General features: G+C 60.7%; 16 protein-coding genes. 12 read left to right on the plus strand and 4 right to left on the minus strand.

Going from position 1 to position 19,701, the window contains the following annotated elements:
- Positions 1-138: 138 nt before the first annotated feature.
- Complete coding sequence (locus CWR53_RS06375) at positions 139-1,578, minus strand: DUF4214 domain-containing protein (protein WP_100851072.1); 1,440 nt, start codon at positions 1,576-1,578, stop codon at positions 139-141.
- Between the two features lie 17 nt (positions 1,579-1,595).
- The gene (locus CWR53_RS06380; protein WP_100851073.1) at positions 1,596-2,474 is read right to left on the minus strand and encodes a hypothetical protein; all 879 of its coding nucleotides are present in this window, start codon (positions 2,472-2,474) and stop codon (positions 1,596-1,598) included.
- A 554-nt stretch (positions 2,475-3,028) separates the two neighbouring features.
- On the opposite strand from CWR53_RS06380, the gene CWR53_RS06385 reads away from it, so the two are divergent.
- From CWR53_RS06385 to CWR53_RS06435, 11 genes are all read left to right on the plus strand, one after another.
- Complete coding sequence (locus CWR53_RS06385; RefSeq protein ID WP_100851074.1) at positions 3,029-4,828, plus strand: type I secretion system permease/ATPase; 1,800 nt, start codon at positions 3,029-3,031, stop codon at positions 4,826-4,828.
- 12 nt (positions 4,829-4,840) lie between these two features.
- Positions 4,841-6,166, plus strand: coding sequence for an HlyD family type I secretion periplasmic adaptor subunit (locus CWR53_RS06390; protein ID WP_100851075.1), 1,326 nt, complete (start codon positions 4,841-4,843; stop codon positions 6,164-6,166).
- The gene (locus CWR53_RS06395) at positions 6,163-7,578 is read left to right on the plus strand and encodes a TolC family outer membrane protein (RefSeq protein ID WP_100851076.1); all 1,416 of its coding nucleotides are present in this window, start codon (positions 6,163-6,165) and stop codon (positions 7,576-7,578) included. Before CWR53_RS06390 ends, CWR53_RS06395 begins: the two co-directional genes overlap by 4 nt.
- A 502-nt stretch (positions 7,579-8,080) precedes the next feature.
- Entirely contained in the window at positions 8,081-9,112 is a 1,032-nt protein-coding gene (gmd, locus tag CWR53_RS06400) for a GDP-mannose 4,6-dehydratase (protein WP_058605499.1), read from the plus strand.
- Positions 9,112-10,008 (plus strand): GDP-mannose 4,6-dehydratase, encoded by an 897-nt coding sequence (locus CWR53_RS06405; RefSeq protein WP_058605500.1) that lies wholly within the window; start codon positions 9,112-9,114, stop codon positions 10,006-10,008. Before gmd ends, CWR53_RS06405 begins: the two co-directional genes overlap by 1 nt.
- A complete protein-coding gene (locus tag CWR53_RS06410) occupies positions 10,005-11,147 on the plus strand; it encodes a glycosyltransferase family 1 protein (protein ID WP_100851077.1) in 1,143 nt (380 codons plus the stop codon). The genes CWR53_RS06405 and CWR53_RS06410 overlap by 4 nt, the downstream gene beginning before the upstream one ends.
- Complete coding sequence (locus CWR53_RS06415; RefSeq protein ID WP_100851078.1) at positions 11,144-12,253, plus strand: glycosyltransferase family 4 protein; 1,110 nt, start codon at positions 11,144-11,146, stop codon at positions 12,251-12,253. Before CWR53_RS06410 ends, CWR53_RS06415 begins: the two co-directional genes overlap by 4 nt.
- 75 nt (positions 12,254-12,328) lie before the next feature.
- Positions 12,329-13,300: an SDR family oxidoreductase gene (locus tag CWR53_RS06420; RefSeq protein ID WP_100851079.1), complete on the plus strand. Its 972-nt coding sequence runs from the start codon at positions 12,329-12,331 to the stop codon at positions 13,298-13,300.
- Positions 13,297-14,301 carry a glycosyltransferase family 4 protein gene (locus tag CWR53_RS06425; RefSeq protein WP_100851080.1) on the plus strand — a complete coding sequence of 335 codons (1,005 nt, stop codon included), beginning with the start codon at positions 13,297-13,299 and terminating at the stop codon, positions 14,299-14,301. The genes CWR53_RS06420 and CWR53_RS06425 overlap by 4 nt, the downstream gene beginning before the upstream one ends.
- Before the next feature lie 102 nt (positions 14,302-14,403).
- Positions 14,404-16,422 carry a nucleoside-diphosphate sugar epimerase/dehydratase gene (locus tag CWR53_RS06430; RefSeq protein ID WP_023535319.1) on the plus strand — a complete coding sequence of 673 codons (2,019 nt, stop codon included), beginning with the start codon at positions 14,404-14,406 and terminating at the stop codon, positions 16,420-16,422.
- A 560-nt stretch (positions 16,423-16,982) separates the two neighbouring features.
- Positions 16,983-17,318: a helix-hairpin-helix domain-containing protein gene (locus CWR53_RS06435; protein ID WP_100851081.1), complete on the plus strand. Its 336-nt coding sequence runs from the start codon at positions 16,983-16,985 to the stop codon at positions 17,316-17,318.
- Between the two features lie 55 nt (positions 17,319-17,373).
- Here CWR53_RS06435 and CWR53_RS06440 read toward each other — a convergent pair whose 3' ends face one another.
- Entirely contained in the window at positions 17,374-17,541 is a 168-nt protein-coding gene (locus CWR53_RS06440) for a DUF2897 family protein (protein WP_023535343.1), read from the minus strand.
- Between the two features lie 214 nt (positions 17,542-17,755).
- Between CWR53_RS06440 and pyrF the strand changes: the two genes are divergently transcribed.
- Complete coding sequence (pyrF, locus tag CWR53_RS06445; RefSeq protein ID WP_027914290.1) at positions 17,756-18,457, plus strand: orotidine-5'-phosphate decarboxylase; 702 nt, start codon at positions 17,756-17,758, stop codon at positions 18,455-18,457.
- A gap of 69 nt (positions 18,458-18,526) precedes the next feature.
- Here pyrF and CWR53_RS06450 read toward each other — a convergent pair whose 3' ends face one another.
- Complete coding sequence (locus CWR53_RS06450; RefSeq protein ID WP_058606117.1) at positions 18,527-19,528, minus strand: NADP-dependent oxidoreductase; 1,002 nt, start codon at positions 19,526-19,528, stop codon at positions 18,527-18,529.
- Between the last annotated feature and the right edge of the window lie 173 nt (positions 19,529-19,701).

Genomic DNA, 19,701 nt, shown 5'->3' on the forward strand with positions numbered 1-19,701 from the left:
TCTCGCCCATGGTCGAGTTGTCTGGACATAAGCTTGGCTTGGCTACAAAAAATAAAAAGAAGGGCGACTCGAAAGCCGCCCCCTTTGGCATACGCCCGGCCTTGCGGCCGGGTGTACGTTTCGCTACGACAGGGCTAGTTACACCTGGCCGTGCAGTACAACGACGTTGTCGATGTGGTCTGCAGCTTCGGCGGAACCAACGATGCCCAGGGCGACGTCGGCGTGCGATACGCCTGCAGCCAGAGCTTCGGTCCATGCAGCCTTGCCACCTGCGTCGGCTTCGCGACCCAGAGCGGACTGGTACAGGGAGTCGACGAAGTCGCTGTTGGACTTGTCGGTAGCTTCAGCCGAACCAACGATGGCCTTGGCAACTTCTGCGCGGCTTGCGCCGTTGAACAGAGCTTCTACCCAAGCGTTCAGGCCAGCTTCTTCGGCATCGCGGCCCAGTACGTTGGAGTACAGGTCGTTGACGAAGGTAGCGTTGGAAGCGTCCAGCTCCTGAGCTTCAGCCGATACTGCGATGGCAGCAGCGACGTCAGACAGCGAACCGCCGGCAGCCAGCACTTCTTGCCATACCTGAGTACCGCCTTCTTCAGCGTCACGACCCAGCAGAGCGTTGTACAGCTCGTTGATGTCGGTAGCGTTGTTGGCGCCAGCGAACTCGGAGGAGTTCAGGAAGGTGTTGGCGATGTCAGTCAGCGAAACGCCGGCGTTGACAGCTTCAACGAAGTTCTTGGCGCCGCCAAGGTCAGCGTCGCGACCCAGGATGCCTTGGTACAGACGCAGGGCAGCTGCTTCTTCGTCGCTGTGAGCCAGGGCTACAGTTTCGGTGGTGTCACCGTTCACGAAGGTCAGGAACTCAGCGTCGGTGATGGCGGCAGTTTGGTTGCCGGTCAGGTTGACGTTGAAGTTGTTGCCAACGGTGAAGGTGTAGTCATCGCGCGAACCGTCCAGCTGGACTACGTCGTAGCCAGCACCGGCGTTGACGACATCAGCGTGGTTGCTGCCGCTCAGGATGATGGTGTCATCGCCCGAACCGGTGGTCACGTTGTTGTTGCCCAGGCCAGCGATAACGGTGTTGTTGCCGTTGCCGGTCACGATGGTGTCGTTGCCGTCGCCAGCGTCGATCAGGGTGTTCTGGTCGCCTTTGACAGTGATGACGTCGTCACCGTTGCCAGTTGCAACTACCAGCTCGATGGCCGAGGTATCAACGGCTGGAGCCAGGGCAGCAGCGAAGGTTTGAACGTCGCCAGCAGCTGCTTGACCTTGCAGGTCAACAACCAGGTTGGCATCGCTCTGCAGCACGTAGGCGCTGACACCAGCGGCTTCGGCAGCAGCCAGGTCGACAACAACTTGGTCGCCTTGGGCGCCTTCGACTTCGCCGAGAACGATGTCAGCTTGGCCGGAGGTTGGCAGCTGAACGGTGTTGCCGGTGATGCCGGCGATACCGACGGTGTCAACGGTGTCCAGGTTCAGCAGGCTGTTGATGGCCGCCAGGGTCACGTTGGAAAGGTTGGCGCTGTCTGCGCTCAGGGTAGCTTGCAGATCGCTGCTCGATTGAGGGCTATCGTATTGCATGATGTCTTCCTGTTACTTCAAGCCGTTTGGCCTGCTGCAATAGTATTCTGCTGTGACGCAGAGTTTTCCCACGGAGACTTAAGGCGGGCAGCGTTCATCTTCGTTACGGGGGTTACGGCGAGGTGCAACGCCACCAGCGGCTCATTGCCGGTGGGGCCGTGCATCATCTGATTGGTTACCAGGCGCTGAGGTTCCGCACTTCCAAATGCGAGCAGGCCGGTTAATTCGTAATGCTTGCGCAGAGGGCCTACGAGGCTGAAGCCTACGCATATCAGGGGCAGCCCCTGGCCACGAGCACCCACGGTGGTGCCCGTGGATACATTACGGCTGGGGCCGGAGCCGGCCACCATACAGGTATAAAGCAGGTCGACCCCGACAGGCTTGTTCGGCAGGTCGATTGCAAAGCATTCAATAAATTCGTTGCTGTTAGGTGCCCCTACATAGCCATGCGCCGACACAACTTCGCCCGTTTGCTGCATATGTGCAGTAATAGTGACGGGAAGCGGGGTTGCGTCGGTGGGTAGCGCCTGGGCGGGTTCGGTGGCAACCACGGCGAACGTACGCATGATGGCCGGCGAGGTGTCGATGCGATCAATGCGCAAGTCAACCGGGTCAATCACTGCGTCGAACATGTGGTATTCAGTGATCAGCACAGTAGTTACGCCGGCTTTGACGCGCGCAACAATGGTGTCGCCCAGCTTGGTCAGCATGTTCTTGCTGACGCCCTCGGCGGGGAAGAAATCGATAGAGCCTTTGCCCAGGGGGGCTTGCTGAAGGGCTATGCAAACGGGCTTGTCTGCTGGGGGCTGCGAGGCGTACCTGAAGATATACATACCCGGTTCGAGCAGTGTGACCCGAGAGCTGATCTTCAAGCCATCAAGGGTGTGCGAAGGCATAGACATGGCGTTGTTAAGCTCCTTTTAAGCAGTGACACTGGTAGCTAACATGCTCAAACCCGTGCATACACTAAACGGCCATTGAAGGCTCCCTGAGAGAGGCGAAGATGCCGCCCAGAGGAGGGGATGTCAACCAAGAAATCTAAAAAAATTTTCATATGTATGCGGAACTTAGCTATAGCCGCGATGATCGGTAGCGCAGTTTTGGCTATGCCTGCTCGTTTCGGTTCGAGGGCTTAGCACTCCAAAAAGTTCTGCGGAGTCAGAGCATTATCTTCAGGTGGTGGTTTTTTTTTGGTGATCGTGGTTTTTTTGGCGCCAGTTTCAGGCATCTTAGGTGAGCGTCACCGTTTGTCGCCTGATCAAGCTTTAGTCGTAGTCGTAGTCGTAGTCGTAGTCGTAGTCGGTAAGCGGTCACGATCCTGTTCGGCAAATTTCATCTAAAAGGTGCAGTTCGTCGCTGAACGAAGTGGCCAGGGGAGCAATCTGACACGCTGCCCTCCTGGCCGGGTGGTACACTGCCCGCCGCTTTCGCCATTCTTAGTACGGACGCCATGAGTTATCAATCCGAAAACAATCTGCAAGCCGCCCTCAAAGCCTGCAAAAGCAGCTTCCTTTCGGTAGGCTTTTTCAGTTTCTTCGTCAACGCGCTGATGCTGGTGCCCACCTTCTTCATGATTCAGGTGTCTGGCCGCGTGGTTCCTTCCAGTAGCACCTCTACGCTACTCATGCTCACCCTAATAATGACCGTGCTTGTCATCACCATGGGTGCGCTGGAGTGGGTGAGGTCTCGGATCATGGTACGAATCAGTAATCGACTTTCTGTTTTGCTGAGCCGTGATGTTTACAGAGCAAGCTTTAAGCGTGCGCTCAAAAGTAGCGGTTCAGATCCGACTGCTCAGTCCCTTAACGACCTCACATCGTTGCGCCAGTTTTTCACTGGATCTGCGCTTTTCGCCTTTTTCGATGCGCCTTGGTTCCCCATCTATACGGTGGTCATGTTCTTGTTTCACCCTTGGTTTGGATGGGCAACACTTGGCTGTGGACTGGTGCTTACTGTGTTAGCGGTCGTGAATCACAAGGTAACTGGCACCGCCTTGTCGACCGCAAACAAGGAAAACGTCGCGTCCAATGTGGTCACCACCAAGACCTTGCGCAATGCCGAAGCCATAGAGTCTATGGGGATGCTTGAAACGCTCATGGACCGTTGGGCTAAGCGCCAACGTTACATCATGCTTCTCCAGTCCGACGCAAGCGATAAAGGCGGCGCTGTGAGCTCGGTGTCCAAGACCTTTCGCATCTGGTCACAGTCCATCATGTTAGCAATGGGCGCTTATCTTGTGGTCACCCATCAGATAAATCCTGGTCTGATGATGGCTGGTTCGTTGCTGCTAGGTCGCGCGCTATCCCCCATCGATCAGATGATCGGAAGTTGGAAAGGCTATGTCGCTGCTAAGGTTCAGTACGACCGCTTAAACAAAGTGATGGATGATTTAAATAACGAGCCGGAGCGCATGCCCCTGCCGGCGCCGGAAGGTCATATCCAGGTTGAGAATCTGATCGTTGCGCCTCCAGGTGCCAAGGCGCCGGTGATACGCAGCATCAGCTTCGTAGTCCCGGCGGGGTCCATAGTTGGGATCGTTGGTCCAAGCGCTGCGGGTAAATCCACCTTGGTGCGCGCGCTGATGGGTATCTGGCCACCGCAGCACGGCGTAGTGCGTCTTGATGGGGCTGATATCGCCAGCTGGGACAAGCAAGCGCTGGGCCCGTATGTTGGTTACTTGCCTCAGGATATTGAGCTGTTTGAAGGCAGCATCAGCGAAAATATTGCTCGCTTTGACAAGGTGGACCCGGAGAAGGTGGTAGAGGCCGCGCAAATGGCTGGCGTGCATGAAATGATTCTGATGCTGCCGGACGGCTATGACACGGTCATCGGTAGCGAGGGTATCAATCTGTCAGGCGGGCAGCGCCAGCGTATTGGTCTTGCTCGCGCGATTTACGGTAACCCACGCCTGATCGTGCTTGATGAGCCAAACTCGAACCTGGACGATATCGGTGAGCGTGCCTTGGGCGTGGCGCTGCAAAAACTGAAAGAAACCGGCGCCACGGTGTTTATCGTTTCGCACCGCCCTAACATCCTCACGCGTCTTGATCGCATTCTGGTGATGGCCGGTGGCACCATTTCGCTGTATGGCGAACGCGACCGGGTTATCGCAGAGCTGGCGGCCCAACAGGCCAAGGCCCAGCAGCGTGTAGCTCAGCCAGCCGCGCCGCAGCCCCCTGCTGCCCGTAACGCGGCGCCACCTGCGGCACCGGCTCCTGCTCCTGCCCCTTCGACTAGCACCGGCGCTTGAAAGGAATCCTAGATGAGCAGTAAAGCGATTAACGCGTTTGACCATAACTTCGATGACATGCCTACCTCTGATCGAGGCATTCGCCGTATTGGCCTGACGATCGTATTTGTCACCTTCGGTATTTTTGGCAGCTGGGCGGCGTTTGCGCCGTTGAGCAGCGCCGTGCACGGTTCAGGCGTAGTCACCGTCCAGAACTACCGTAAGACCGTTCAGCATCTGGAGGGGGGCATCGTTAAAGAGCTGCTGGCTCGTGATGGTGACCTAGTCAAGAAAGGTGACCCACTGGTTGTGTTGGATGAGTCCCAGCTGAGTGCTGAGTACGAGTCCACCCGTAACCAGTTGATCGTGGCTCGGTATAAAGAAGCGCGGCTGCGCGCCGAACGTGATGGGCTGGATTCGATCCCGCTGGTCACTATGGAGGGTACTGATACTGATCGCGCCCAAGAAGCTATGGCGGGCGAACAGCAGGTATTCATGGCCCGTCGCAACTCCCTGCAGGGTGAGATATCGGTTAACCGCGAACGCATTCAGCAGATGAAACAGCAAATTGCTGGGCTTAACGACATGATCGGTACGAAAAGCGGGCTGGAAAAATCGTATACCGGTGAAATCAAGCAGCTCAAAGAGCTGTTGGCTGAAGGTTTTGTGGATAACCAGCGCATGCTTGAGCAGGAACGCAAGCTGGACATGCTCAAAACTGAAGTGGCCGATCACCGCTCGGGCATCACTCAGACTAAATTGCAGATTGGTGAAGCCGAGCTGCAGATCGTGCAACTGAAGAAGAAATTCGATTCCGACGTGGCCAAGGAACTGTCGGACGTACAGGCCCAGGTATTCGACCTTCAGGAGAAAGAAGCCGCCTTGCGTGATCGCCTATCTCGTGTGGTGATTCGTGCACCAGAAAGCGGGATGGTGCTTGATATGAAAGTGCATACGATCGGGGGTGTTATCAGTGCTGCTACGCCGATTCTGGATATTGTGCCAGCACAGTCCGAGCTGGTGGTCGAAGCGAAAGTTGCCACACATGACATTGATCGGCTTGAGCTTGGGGAAAAAACTGACATTCGTTTCTCTGCGTTCAACCAAGCGACTACCCCGGTTATTGAGGGCACGTTGGTCCGCATTTCGGCAGATAGCCTTACGGAAGAACGTACAGGCGATGCTTATTACTTGGTGCGTGTACAAGTGACTCAAGATGGCATGAAAAAGCTCGGTGACCGCAAGCTGCATCCCGGCATGCCAGCGGAGGTTCTCATAAATGCCGGTGATCGAACCATGCTGCAATACTTGCTGAAACCAGTCCGCAACATGTTCGCCGAATCGCTGATCGAGGAATGATTGTGCCGCGTTTGCTACCTGGAATGCTGATGTGCATGATCGCCTTGCAGGCGGTTGCTTCTGATGGAAAGCGCTCAACTAGCGAGCGCCCAAAGGCGGTGTCGGCTTCAACCTATGCACTGGACCTAGCAGGCCTATATCGTGAGGCGAGACTAGAGGACCCTCGAGTACTTGCTGCCTATGCCCGCGCTCGTACTGCCACCGCCCAGCAGCGCGAAGCCCTAGGCGGCCTGCTGCCGCAGGTGTCTGCCAACGCGAACACCAGCCGCGTCCTGCGCAAGAATGAAACCGCCCGTGACATCTATAACAACGAAACCTACTCCCTAAGCCTTACCCAGTACCTGTACAACAAGCCGGCCTGGGAGCGTTACCAAAAGTCCAAAAGCGTCAACGAGCAGAAAGGCCAGCAAGCCGAAGACACACTGGCCGAAGCGACGGTTGATCTTGCCAAGCGCTACTTCGTGGCCCTCGCTGCCGACGACGAACTGGCCTTGGTCCAAGCCGAACGCCGTGCCACCCAGAAAAACCTGGATCGGGTTAGCAGCATGTTCGACCGCCAGATGGCCAAGATCACCGACAAGCTCGACATGCAGGCGCGGGTCGATTTTCTTGCCGCTCAGGAAGTAGATGCGCGCAATCAGGTGCAGGTCAGCCGCGAGGCGTTGGCCGAGGTAGTAGGCCGGCCTATCACTGAACCCCTTAGCCGTGTACGTAACGATGTGGCACTACAGGCGCCCACGCGCCCCCTACAACAGTGGATCACCCAGGCAGTTGAGGCCAACCCGCAGCTCAAGGCTTCCAAAAGTGGTGCCGAAGCTGCCATGGCTGCAGTCCGCGAAGGGAAGGGCGAACATTACCCGCAGCTGTCCCTGAGCCTCAGCGCTCAGCAGAGCGACCAGGGTTACGACAATAGTCAGGCTCCTCGCACCGATAGCTATGTGGCTACTTTAGGGGTAAAGATTCCGATCTATAGCGGGGGCTCTGCGTCTGCGCGGGTACGGGGGTTATATGACGAACAACTGGCAGCGGAAGAGCAGCTTGAAGGCGTGCGCCGTCAGGTGGTGAAAGAAACCACCACTGCCTACCTCACCGCCCAGGCTGCCGTAGAGAAAATCCGCGCCAACCGCAATGCACTGTCTTCTGCGCAGCAATCCAGCGTCGCGGCGCAAAAGGCGTTCAGTTTTGGCGTTGTGAACGCGGTGGATGTGTTGACCAGCGTGCAGAACGAATTCAAGGCTCGGCGCGACCTGCTTAAAACCCAGTATGACTTCATCACTAACCTGTTTCTTCTAAACCGCTGGGCGGGGGAGTTGAATCAGGAAAGTGTGGACAACGTGAATGCGTGGCTGAGCCCCGTGCCAGAGCCGACCTTACCGGGCGGTGACGTGGCGCAGTTGGATGCGCGTCGCTGATTGGACGTGTGGGGTGTAGCCTGGGCGGTTGAAAGGGGTCGCTGGGCAGACGCCTGATACTGTTCCTAAGAGCCTTACGCGTTCCCCGTGTGGGAGCGGCCTTGCGCCGCGATGGGGCGCGCAGCGGCCCCGGCACTATCAACTGCGAAGCTGGAATCCTAGGGCTGCTGCGCAGCCCATCGCGGCCGGTCCGGCGCCCCGGCAAGGCCGCTCCCACACGGGATATGGCCAGCCTTCAGAACCCGCCCAAATTCAGACCATTCCTACAGGCCAATCACTGGCCATTCCCCCCCCCTGGAACTTATTCTCCCGCGCCGGTTCCTAACCCCTTCAATAAGGCCTGACCGGCAGCTGGCCGCGCGCCAGTACTTTGTGAGTCGAGTACTCCCCCCGACCTATGTATACTGCCGCATGCAAGCGAGTACGCGCGGCTCGGAGCTGCCGCGTCAAGCCCCAATAATCACACATGCCCGCACGGCACTATCGGAGTTGGTTAAGTCGCATGAAAGCAATCGTTACTGGGATCACTGGTCAAGACGGCGCCTACCTGGCGGAACTGCTGCTGGAAAAGGGCTATACGGTCTACGGCACCTACCGTCGTACCAGCTCGGTTAACTTCTGGCGCATCGAGGAGTTGGGTATCCACACCAACCCTAACCTGCACCTGGTCGAGTACGACCTCACCGACCTGTCGGCCAGCATCCGCCTGCTGCAAACCACCGAAGCCACCGAGGTGTACAACCTCGCCGCACAAAGCTTCGTGGGTGTGTCCTTCGAGCAGCCTTTGACCACCGCCGAAATCACCGGCCTGGGCGCTGTCAACCTGCTCGAAGCCATCCGCATCGTCAACCCGAAGGTACGCTTCTACCAGGCCTCCACCTCCGAAATGTTCGGCAAGGTGCAGGAAATCCCTCAGGTCGAAACCACCCCGTTCTACCCGCGTAGCCCCTACGGTGTGGCCAAGCTGTACGCCCACTGGATGACCATCAACTACCGCGAGTCGTACAACATCTTCGCCACCAGCGGCATCCTGTTCAACCACGAGTCGCCCCTGCGTGGCCGTGAGTTCGTGACCCGCAAGATCACCGACTCGGTCGCCAAGATCAAGCTGGGCCTGCTGGACAAGCTGGAGCTGGGCAACCTCGACGCCAAGCGCGACTGGGGCTTTGCCAAGGAGTACGTCGAAGGCATGTGGCGCATGCTGCAGGCTGACGAGCCGGACACCTTCGTGCTGGCCACCAACCGCACCGAAACCGTGCGTGACTTCGTCACCATGGCCTTCAAGGCCGCTGGTATCGAGATCAACTGGAGCGGCAAGGAAGAAGCCGAGCAAGGCACCTGCGCTGCAACCGGCAAGGTACTGGTCGTCATCAACCCGAAATTCTACCGCCCAGCCGAAGTCGAGCTGCTCATCGGCAACCCGGCCAAGGCCAAGCAGGTACTGGGCTGGGAGCCAAAAACCAGCCTCGAAGAGCTGTGCCGCATGATGGTCGAAGCCGACCTGCGTCGTAACGAAAAAGGGTTCTCGTTCTGATGCAAATGGCCAGCAAACGCGCACTCGTCACCGGGATCAATGGTTTCACAGGTCGCTACATGGCGGCCGAATTGCGGGCCAATGGTTATGAAGTGATCGGTACCGGGAGCCAGCCCTCGGCGGCACCCGACTACCACCAGGTCGACCTGGCCGATGGGCCGGGCCTGCGTGCGTTGCTGGCCGAACTGCAGCCGGATGTGATCGTGCATCTGGCTGCCATTGCGTTTGTCGGGCACGGCGCTGCCGATGCCTTCTATCAGGTCAACCTGATCGGCACGCGCAACCTGCTCGAAGCCATTGCGGCCTGCGGCAAGGCGCCCGAGTGCGTGCTCATTGCCAGCAGTGCCAATGTCTACGGCAATGTTTCCGAAGGGATGCTGGACGAGCAGACCCCGCCTGCACCTGCCAACGACTACGCCGTCAGCAAGCTGGCGATGGAGTACATGGCAAGGCTGTGGTGCGACCGGCTGCCGATCGTCATTACGCGTCCGTTCAACTACACAGGTGTTGGGCAGGCCGAGAACTTCCTGCTGCCCAAGATCGTTTCGCACTTCCAGCGCAAGGCCCCTGCCATCGAGCTGGGCAACCTGGATGTGTGGCGTGACTTCAGCGACGTGCGCGCCGTGGTGCGCGCCTACCGCGGCCTGATTGAGGCGCGGGCAGTGGGCCAGACCGTGAACGTGAGTTCCGGCATCACCCATTCGCTGCGCGAAGTCATTGCCAAGTGCTCGGCCATCACCGGGCACACGCTTGAGGTGCAGGTAAACCCTGCGTTCGTGCGCGCCAACGAGGTCAAGACCTTGTGCGGCGACAACGCCCGCCTGCGGGCGCTGGTGCCCGGTTGGCACACACCCGATCTGGATGAAACGCTGGGTTGGATGCTTGCCGGTCAATGAAGGTCATTCTTTCTGTCGAGCCAGTTCGGTTTCCGCTAACGGGCATCGGCCGCTACACCTACGAGCTGGCCAGTCGCCTGCAACGCAGTGACGCGATCACCGATCTGCGCCTGTTTGCCGGGCGCCGGTTCCTGCCGGGGCTGCCCACGCCTTCGGAGCAATCCGACGCGGTGCATGGGCTCAAACGCTTCGTGCAAAAGAATGCCGTTGCCGTGGAGGCTTACCGCCGCCTAATGCCGCTGCTGCGCAAGCGCGCCCTGAGAGGGCATGAGGACTTCGTTTACCACAGCCCCAATTATTACCTGCCGCCTTTTGCCGGGCGCAGCGTGGCCACGTTCCATGACCTGTCGCCGTTCACTTGGGCGCACTGCCATACCCCGCAGCTGGCGCGCTACCTGCAGAAGGAGCTGACGCTCACGCTTGAACGTGCGGACGCCTTGATCACCGATTCGGCGTATACCCGGCAGGAGCTGGCTGACTATTTCAACTGGCCACTTGAACGCATTCACACGGTGCCACTGGCCAGCTCGCCTGAATTCCACCCTCGGGCGCCCGCGCTGCTACGCGCGGCGCTGGGCCGTCATGGTCTCGAACCTGGCGGCTACAGCCTGTTCGTGGGCACCATCGAGCCGCGCAAGAACATCGAGAACCTGCTCGACGCTTATGGCCGCCTACCGCTTGCCCTGCGCCAACGCTGGCCGCTGATCCTCACCGGCTACCAAGGCTGGCGCAGCGAGGCCATCCACGCCCGCATCGCCCAGGCGCAGCAGCAGGGCTGGGCCCGCTACCTGGGCTTCGCCCCCAGCGAAGACTTGCCGTTGCTGTTCGCCGGCGCCCGCCTGTTCACCTTCCCGTCGCACTACGAAGGCTTTGGCCTGCCCGTGCTCGAAGCCATGAGCTCCGGCGTGCCGGTGGTGTGCTCCAACAGCTCTTCACTGCCGGAAGTCGCCGGCAATGCAGCGCTCATGTGCGCGCCCGACGACGTCGATGGCCTGACCGCATTGCTACAACGCGGCCTGGAAGACGAAGCCTGGCGCGCCACGGCCATCGCCCAGGGCTTGCAGCATGCCGGTGGTTTCTCGTGGGAGCGGTGTGCCCAAGGCACCCTTGAGGTGTATCAAGCGGTCAAGCAACGATGATCAAGGTCCTGCATTTTTTCAAAACCTATTACCCCGATTCCATGGGCGGTATCGAGCAGGTGATCTTCCAGATCGCCGAAGGCACCCAGGCCCACGGTATCGAGCCCGAGGTGCTGTACCTGAGCTCACGCGGCGCTGCCCGCAACGAGCCGGTGGCCAACCACCTCACGCACCGCGCCAAGCTCGACCTGCATGTCGCCTCCACCGGCTTTTCGCTGTCGGCGTTCAAGGACTTTGCCGAACTGGCCCGTCAGGCCGATATCGTGCATTTCCACTTCCCCTGGCCGTATATGGACCTGGTGCACTTCGCTACCCGGCTGAACAAGCCGACCGTGGTCAGCTACCACTCCGACATCGTCAAGCAGAAGTGGCTGCTCAAGCTGTACCAGCCGCTGATGACCCGCTTTTTCTCCAGCGTCGACCGGATAGTGGCGTCCTCGCCCAACTATGCGGCGCACAGCCCGGTATTGACCCAGTTCAAGGACAAGGTGTCGATCATCCCGTATGGTCTGGACCGGTCCACGTACCCCAAGGCCAGCGCCGAAAAGCTGGCGTACTGGCGGCAACGGTTAGGCGAGCGGTTCTTCCTGTTCGTCGGGGCGCTGCGTTATTACAAGGGGCTGGACTACCTGCTGGAGGCCGCACGCATCAGCGGCTTGCCCGTGGTCATCATGGGTGGGGGTTTTCTGGAGCAGCAGCTGCGCCAGCAGGCCAGCGACGCGGGCCTGAGCCAGGTGCAGTTCCTGGGTGGCTTGCCAGACGAAGACAAGGTGGCACTGCTGGAACTGTGCTATGCCTTTACTTTCCCGTCGCACCTGCGCTCGGAGTCCTTCGGCATCTCGCTGCTGGAAGCGGCCATGTACGGCAAGCCGCTGATCTCCTGCGAAATGGGCTCCGGCACCACCTTCATCAACCTGGCTGACCAGACCGGGCTGGTGGTACCGCCGCGCGATGCACCGGCACTGGCCCAGGCCATGCAGCGGCTGTGGGACGACCCGGCCCAGGCCCAGGCCATGGGTGCCGCCGCCCAGCAGCGCTTCGAGGATGTCTTTACCGCATCGGCCATGGCCAATGCCTACGCCGAGCTTTATCGCAGCCTCTTGTAGCCCGGTCAGTCAGGCACAACGGGGGCGAAGATCGCCGCATGCCGGCCTTGCCGGCGTGAACCGAGAACGGATTTCATGGAACGACGCACGCTATTGATCACTGGAGCCTCGGGCTTTGTCGGCAGCGCCCTGTGCCAGCGCCTGGCGACGGTCGAAGGCCTTACGCCCCGCGCCGCCTTGCGCCGCGGCAGCCCATTGTCTTTGGCGGGCATTGACGCGGTCACCGTTGCGGACCTTGGCGCCGATACTGACTGGCAAGCGGCCCTTATCGATGTAGACGTCGTGGTGCACGCGGCGGCGCGCGTGCACGTGATGAAGGAAACCGCCACCGACAGCCTGGCCGAATTTCGCCGTGTGAACGTGCAGGGTACGCTCAACCTGGCCCGCCAGGCGGCGGCTGCGGGCGTGCGCCGTTTCATATTCATCAGCTCGATCAAGGTCAATGGCGAAACCAGCCAGCCGGGCCAGCCCCTGCATGCCGACGATACCCCCGCGCCTCAGGACGCCTATGGCGTTTCCAAGCACGAGGCCGAGCAGGGGTTGCAGGTGGTGGCAGCCGAAACGGGCCTAGAGGTCGTCGTCATCCGCCCGGTGCTGGTCTACGGCCCAGGCGTCAAGGCCAACTTTCTCAGCATGATGCGCTGGCTGGAGCGCGGCGTGCCCCTGCCGCTGGGGGCGGTACACAACCGTCGCAGCCTGGTCTCGCTGGGTAACCTGGTCGACTTGATCATCACCTGCGTGGATCACCCAGCGGCCGCGGGCCAGACGTTCCTGGCCAGCGACGGTGAGGATGTATCACTCAGCGAGTTGCTGCGGGCCCTTGGCCAGACGTTGGGCCGTCCAGCCCGCCTAGTGCCGGTGCCAGCCGCGCTGTTGCAAACGGGCGCCGCGCTGCTGGGGCGCCGTGACCTGGCCCAGCGCCTGCTGGGCTCCCTCCAAGTGGACATCACCAAGAACCACCAGCTGCTGGGCTGGCGACCGCCCTACACCCTGGAGCAAGGCCTGGCCGCCACCGCCCGCGCCTTCAAGGAGAACCACCGCCCATGACCGCCATCCTCATCGTGGCAGGCATCGCCACCTGGCTGATGACGGCCGCACTGCGCCGCTACGCGTTGTCGCGCAGCCTGCTGGACATTCCCAATGCCCGCAGCTCACACACCTTGCCCACACCCCGTGGCGGCGGCGTCGCCTTCGTCGTGGCCTTCATGGTCGGGGTACTGGTGCTGGGCTGGGCCGGGTACGTTGCGCCGTCGGTGCTGGTGGGCATTCTCGGGGCAGGGGGCCTGGTGGCCGTGATCGGGTTCATGGACGACCACGGCCACATCGCGGCGCGCTGGCGCCTGCTGGGCCACTTTGCCGCAGCCGCCTGGGGGCTGGCCTGGCTGGGCGGCCTGCCGCCAATCAGCGTGTTTGGCTGGCCGTTGCATGCCCTGTGGCTAGCCGCGCCGCTGGGGCTGCTGTACCTGGTCTGGCTGCTGAACCTCTACAACTTCATGGACGGCATCGATGGCATTGCCAGCATCGAAGCCATTTGTGTGTGCCTGGGCGGCACCGTGCTGTTCTGGCTGGCGGGTGCGCCGGGTGCTGCGTGGCTACCACTGCTGCTGGCCGCCACCGTCACCGGTTTCCTGATCTGGAACTTCCCGCCGGCGCGTATCTTCATGGGCGATGCCGGCAGCGGTTTTCTCGGCATCGTGCTGGGTTTGCTGGCGATCGTGGCAGGTTGGATAGATCCGCTACTCTTCTGGGGGTGGTTAATACTTTTGGGCGTATTCGTGGTGGATGCTACCTTCACCTTGGCGCGCCGTTTGCTACGCGGTGAAAGGGTCTACGAAGCACACCGCAGCCATGCCTACCAGTACGCCTCGCGGCGCCACGGTCGTCACCGGCCGGTGAGCCTGGCGGTAGCGGTCATCAACCTGGGCTGGCTGCTGCCCGTCGCGTTGGTCGTAATGGTGCTCAAACTGGATGGGGCAACCGGAACCTTGGTGGCTTATGCCCCTCTGATACTGTTGGCAATTGCCTACCGGGCAGGGGAGAAGGAATAGCATGCTCCAGCAAGGGAGGCGCAATCAGGGTAGTACAGGGCTGTATGTTCGGCAGTCGCTCTGGTCATGTTCACAAAGTGGCGTAGCCATGAGGAAAACCGGATGAGCAATGCGAAGAACGACAGGCTGCGGCAATTTCTGGTCACCCTGTCACGCCGGCAAAAACGCCTGATCCAGGTGTGTGCCGACATTGCCCTCATCTGGTTCGCCCTGTGGCTGTCGTTCATCGTGCGCCTGGGCGTGGAGGAAATGTACAACCCCATCGTCGAGCACACCTGGCTGTTCATGGCCGCGCCGTGCGTGGCTATTCCCTTGTTCATCCGCTTTGGCATGTACCGGGCGGTGATGCGCTACTTCGGCAACGATGCGCTGGTGGCGATCATCAAGGCGGTGACCCTGTCTTCGCTGATCCTGGCGGTGGTGGTGTACTGGTACAGCAACCACGAGGTGGTGGTACCGCGCTCGATCATCTTCAACTACTGGTGGTTGAGCATGGTGATCATCGGTGGCTTGCGCCTGATCATGCGCCAGTACTTTCTGGGCGACTGGTTCACGGGTGCTCATCAGATCCCTTTCGCCAACCGCGACGACGGGCAAATCAAGGTAGCCATTTATGGCGCAGGCACCGCCGGCAACCAGCTGCTGGCGGCGCTGCGCATGGGCCGGGTGATGCGCCCAGTGGCCTTCCTTGACGATGACGGCGACCTGGCCAACCGGGTCATTTCCGGCTTGCAGGTGTACAAGCCCAAGCACTTGCAGCAGATGCTCAAGGAAACCGGCGCCCAGGAGGTGTTGCTGGCACTGCCCTCGGCCACCCGCGCGCGGCGCCGGGAAATTCTCGCCCTGCTCGAACCGTACCCGCTGCACGTGCGAAGCGTGCCGGCCTTTGCCGACCTGGCCACTGGCCGGGTGAAGGTGGACGATATCCAGGACGTGGACATTGCCGACTTGCTGGGCCGCGACCCGGTCCCCGCGCAGGAAGGCTTGCTGGAGCGCTGCATTCACAAGCAGGTGGTGCTGGTGACCGGTGCCGGTGGCTCCATTGGCGCCGAGCTGTGCCGGCAGATCATCGGCCTTGGGCCCAAGACCTTGCTGCTGCTGGACCATGCCGAGTTCAACCTGTACAGCATCCTCAGCGAGCTGGAGCAGCGCGTGGCCCGGGAGTCGCTGTCGGTGCAGCTGCTGCCGATCCTGGGCTCGGTGCGCAACCAGCAGCACCTGGTCGATGTGATGAGCACCTGGCGCGTGGACACTGTCTACCATGCCGCCGCTTACAAACATGTGCCAATGGTCGAGCACAACATCGCCGAAGGCATTCTCAACAATGTCTACGGCACCTTGTGCACGGCCCAGGCGGCGTTGCAGACCGGGGTGGCCAACTTCGTGCTGATCTCCACCGACAAGGCCGTGCGCCCGACCAATGTGATGGGCAGCACCAAGCGTTTGTCCGAGTTGATCCTGCAGGCGCTTAGCCGGGAAGCGGCGCCGGTGCTGTATGGCGATTGCAACAAGATCGCGCGGGTGAACAAGACCCGCTTCACCATGGTGCGTTTCGGCAATGTGCTGGGCTCGTCCGGGTCGGTGATCCCGCTGTTCCACCAGCAGATCAAGACGGGTGGCCCGCTGACGGTTACCCACCCGAAGATCACGCGTTACTTCATGACCATCCCGGAGGCGGCGCAACTGGTGGTGCAGGCCGGGGCCATGGGGCAGGGTGGGGATGTGTTCGTGCTGGACATGGGCGAGCCTGTGCGCATTGTCGAGCTGGCGGAGAAGATGATTCACCTCTCGGGCTTGAGCGTGCGCAGCTCCTCCAACCCACAGGGCGACATCGCCATCGAATTCACGGGGTTGCGGCCGGGTGAGAAGTTGTACGAGGAGCTGCTGATCGGCGACGACGTATCGCCCACCGCGCACCCGATGATCATGGCGGCCAATGAGGACTACCTGGCGTGGGAGCGGTTGCGCGAAGGGCTGACGCTGCTGTTGGCGGCGGTGGCCGAAGACGACTTCACCCGCGTGCGGCAGTTGCTGCGCGAGATGGTGAATGGCTATTCGCCCCAGGGCGATATCGTGGACTGGGTTTACCTGCAGCGCCGCCAGGGGCCGGTGGAGCGGTAAGTGTTTGAGCCGTCGATTGGGCTTGGCGCCCCGGGGCCGCTTTGCGGCCCATCGCGGCACGAGGCCGCTCCCACCCGGGGAGGCGTTAGCCTTCAGACGCGGTGCTAGGCAGGCGATAACACGGCGTGAAGCACAGGCCTACTCGCACCTGTGGGAGCGGCCTCGCGCCGCGATGGGCCGCGCAGCGGCCCCAAGATCTAAAGCGCGCCACCAGCTCTGCGGCTCTTACCCCGGTAGGGTATCCAGCACCCCCGCATTCAGCACCACATCACACACCCTAACCCTCAAGCGACTACCCCGACCCTCTTGTCAGACTCAGGCCTCCAGCACGTCAGCCCCATTTCCCATTAATCACCTCTCCCCCAATAAACCCTGCTACACCTCACCAAACCAACCGACCCCACCTCTGCAATCTCCCCCCACCCCAAGCCCATCCCCGACCAATCCAGTAACCATTACCCCACCTCCAACCCTGTTCCACCCCCATCTACAGCGCTAGGGTTAACCCCGCAGCCCAAGGAACAGGCTGCCAGAAATGACTAACCCTAGGAGTCTTCATCATGCGTAAAAACCTGCTCACCGCGCTGCTGCTCCCACTCGTCGCCAGCCTTTCGTTCACCGTAAACGCAGCACCTTCCAACACCACGACAATAGTCGAACCCATGGCGATGGTTGCCCAGGCAAGCCAGCAAGCCACCCCGCTGGTTGACCTCAACAGCGCAGATGCCCTGACCCTTCAGAAAGAACTCAACGGCATCGGCAAAACCAAGGCCGAGGCAATCGTCGCCTACCGCGAAGCCCACGGCCCCTTCGCGTCAGTCGATGAATTGCTCGAGATAAAAGGCATCGGCAATGCGCTGCTGGAACGCAATCGCGACAAGCTGAAAGTGCAATAAGCACAGAGGGCGGGCCTATCGACAGGCCCGCTCATTGAAGGGGCGTTAACCGCACTCAGCGGTCTTGAGCATCCCGGGCGTCAGCCTCGGCATTGCGTTCATGAACCTTGCGCAACTGCTCGTCAGTCAACGGCAGCTTCTTGGCCGTGTCGCGCAGCATCATCAAACCGCCGACGATCGAGCCAATGGCAACGATGAGTATCAGCCAGGCATACCAAGGCATTTTCCTTCTCCTGTTGCGAATGTAAGCGGCTTGCTTACCTGTTTTGAGCCAGGCGCCGCTTTGTTGGTTCAATGGTACAGCGCCTCACCCCGGCCCAGCACCCAACGCCCACATCCTGGCTCACCGTCCGACCAATTCCTCGGCCAGCGGCCCCCCAGCCTGCGTCACATCGTTTACAATGCGCGCCGTTTCCGACTTGCCAAGAGACCCTGCCATGCCCGCTTGCCAGACGCCCCTGATCGTCGCCCTGGACTTCCCCACCCGCGAAGCCGCCCTCAAGCTGGCTGACCAGCTGGACCCTGCGCTGTGCCGCGTCAAAGTGGGCAAGGAGCTGTTCACCAGCAGCGCGTCGGGCATTGTCGAAACCCTGTGTGACAAAGGCTTCGAAGTGTTCCTGGACCTGAAATTCCACGACATCCCCAACACCACGGCCATGGCCGTCAAGGCCGCTGCCGAGATGGGCGTATGGATGGTGAACGTGCATTGCTCCGGCGGTCTGCGCATGATGGCGGCTTGCCGTGAGGAACTGGCCAAGCGTAGCGGCCCGCAGCCCCTGCTGATCGGTGTGACTGTGCTGACCAGCATGGAGCGTGAAGACCTGGCCGGTATCGGCCTGGATGTAGACCCGCAAGAGCAGGTGCTGCGCCTGGCGGCGCTGGCCGAGAAGGCCGGCATGGACGGGCTGGTGTGCTCGGCGCTGGAAGCCCCGGCGCTGAAGGCTGCGCACCCAGGCCTGCAGTTGGTCACCCCGGGCATTCGCCCAGCAGGCAGTGCTCAGGATGATCAGCGTCGCATCCTCACGCCGCGCCAGGCCCTGGATGCTGGCTCGGACTACCTGGTAATCGGCCGCCCCATCAGCCAGGCCGCCGACCCAGCCCAGGCCTTGGCAGCGGTGGTGGCCGAGATTCGCGGCTGAGCCTGAACCGCACGCCTGTCAGGCTCCGGTATTGAATCGGAACCTGATAGGCGTGCGTCTAGTGCGTCATTACACCTTCAACACCAGCTTGCCAAAGTTCTGCCCGTTGAACAGTTTCAACAGGGTGTCTGGGAAGGTTTCCAGGCCGTCCACCACGTCTTCCTTGCTCTTGACCTGCCCATTGGCCAGCCAGCCGGCCATTTCTTTGGCCGCTTTGCCGTAATCCTTGGCGTGGTCCATCACCACGAAGCCTTCCATGCGCGCACGGTTGACCAGCAGCGCCAGGTAGTTGGCCGGGCCTTTGACCGCTTCCTTGTTGTTGTACTGGCTGATCGCGCCACAGATCACGATGCGCGCCTTGAAGTTGATGCGGGTCAGCACCGCATCCAGGATCTCGCCCCCAACGTTGTCAAAGTACACGTCCACACCTTTCGGGCATTCGCGCTTAAGCCCCGCCTGTACGTCCTCGGCCTTGTAGTCGATGACGCCGTCAAAGCCCAGTTCATCCTTCAGGTACTGGCATTTCTCGGCACCGCCAGCGATACCCACAACGCGGCAGCCCTTGATCTTGGCAATCTGCCCGGCAATGCTGCCCACCGCCCCCGCGGCGCCGGAGATCACCACGGTGTCGCCGGCTTTGGGCTGGCCCACTTCCAGCAAGGCAAAGTACGCCGTCATGCCGGTCATGCCCAAGGCCGACAGGTAGCGGGGCAGGGGGGCAAGGCTCGGGTCGATTTTCTGCAGGTTCTGGGGCTCGCCGGTGAAGTAGTCCTGCACACCCAATGCGCCGTTCACATGGTCGCCAGGCTTGAAGTCCGGGTGGTTGGACGCAACCACTTCACCCACGCCCAGGGCGCGCATCACCTGCCCCAAGGCAACCGGCGGGATGTAGGACTTGCCCTCGTTCATCCAGCCGCGCATGGCCGGGTCAAGGGAAAGGTACAGGTTGCGCACCAGCACTTGCCCTTCACCGGGTTGTTCGGCAGGCACGGTCTCGAACTTGAAGTCTTCACGCGTTACCGCCCCAACCGGGCGTTTGACGAGCAGGAAGCGGCGATTGGTCTGGGTCATGACGGGTCCTTGGAGAATGGAAAAGGCACAAGAGGATAAATCTACCTTGTTGATGAAAGCAGGTCCTCAACATCACTGACAAGCATGGTCCTATAAATGTCCATGTGATGATGCTGCCGGCCTTACCAGCGGCTGGCTATGCTCGTGTGCCTCACAGGCCCTGACAGGAGCGC

The organism is Pseudomonas sp. SGAir0191, from assembly GCF_002812565.2.
Classification (GTDB): Bacteria; Pseudomonadota; Gammaproteobacteria; order Pseudomonadales; family Pseudomonadaceae; genus Aquipseudomonas; species Aquipseudomonas parafulva_B.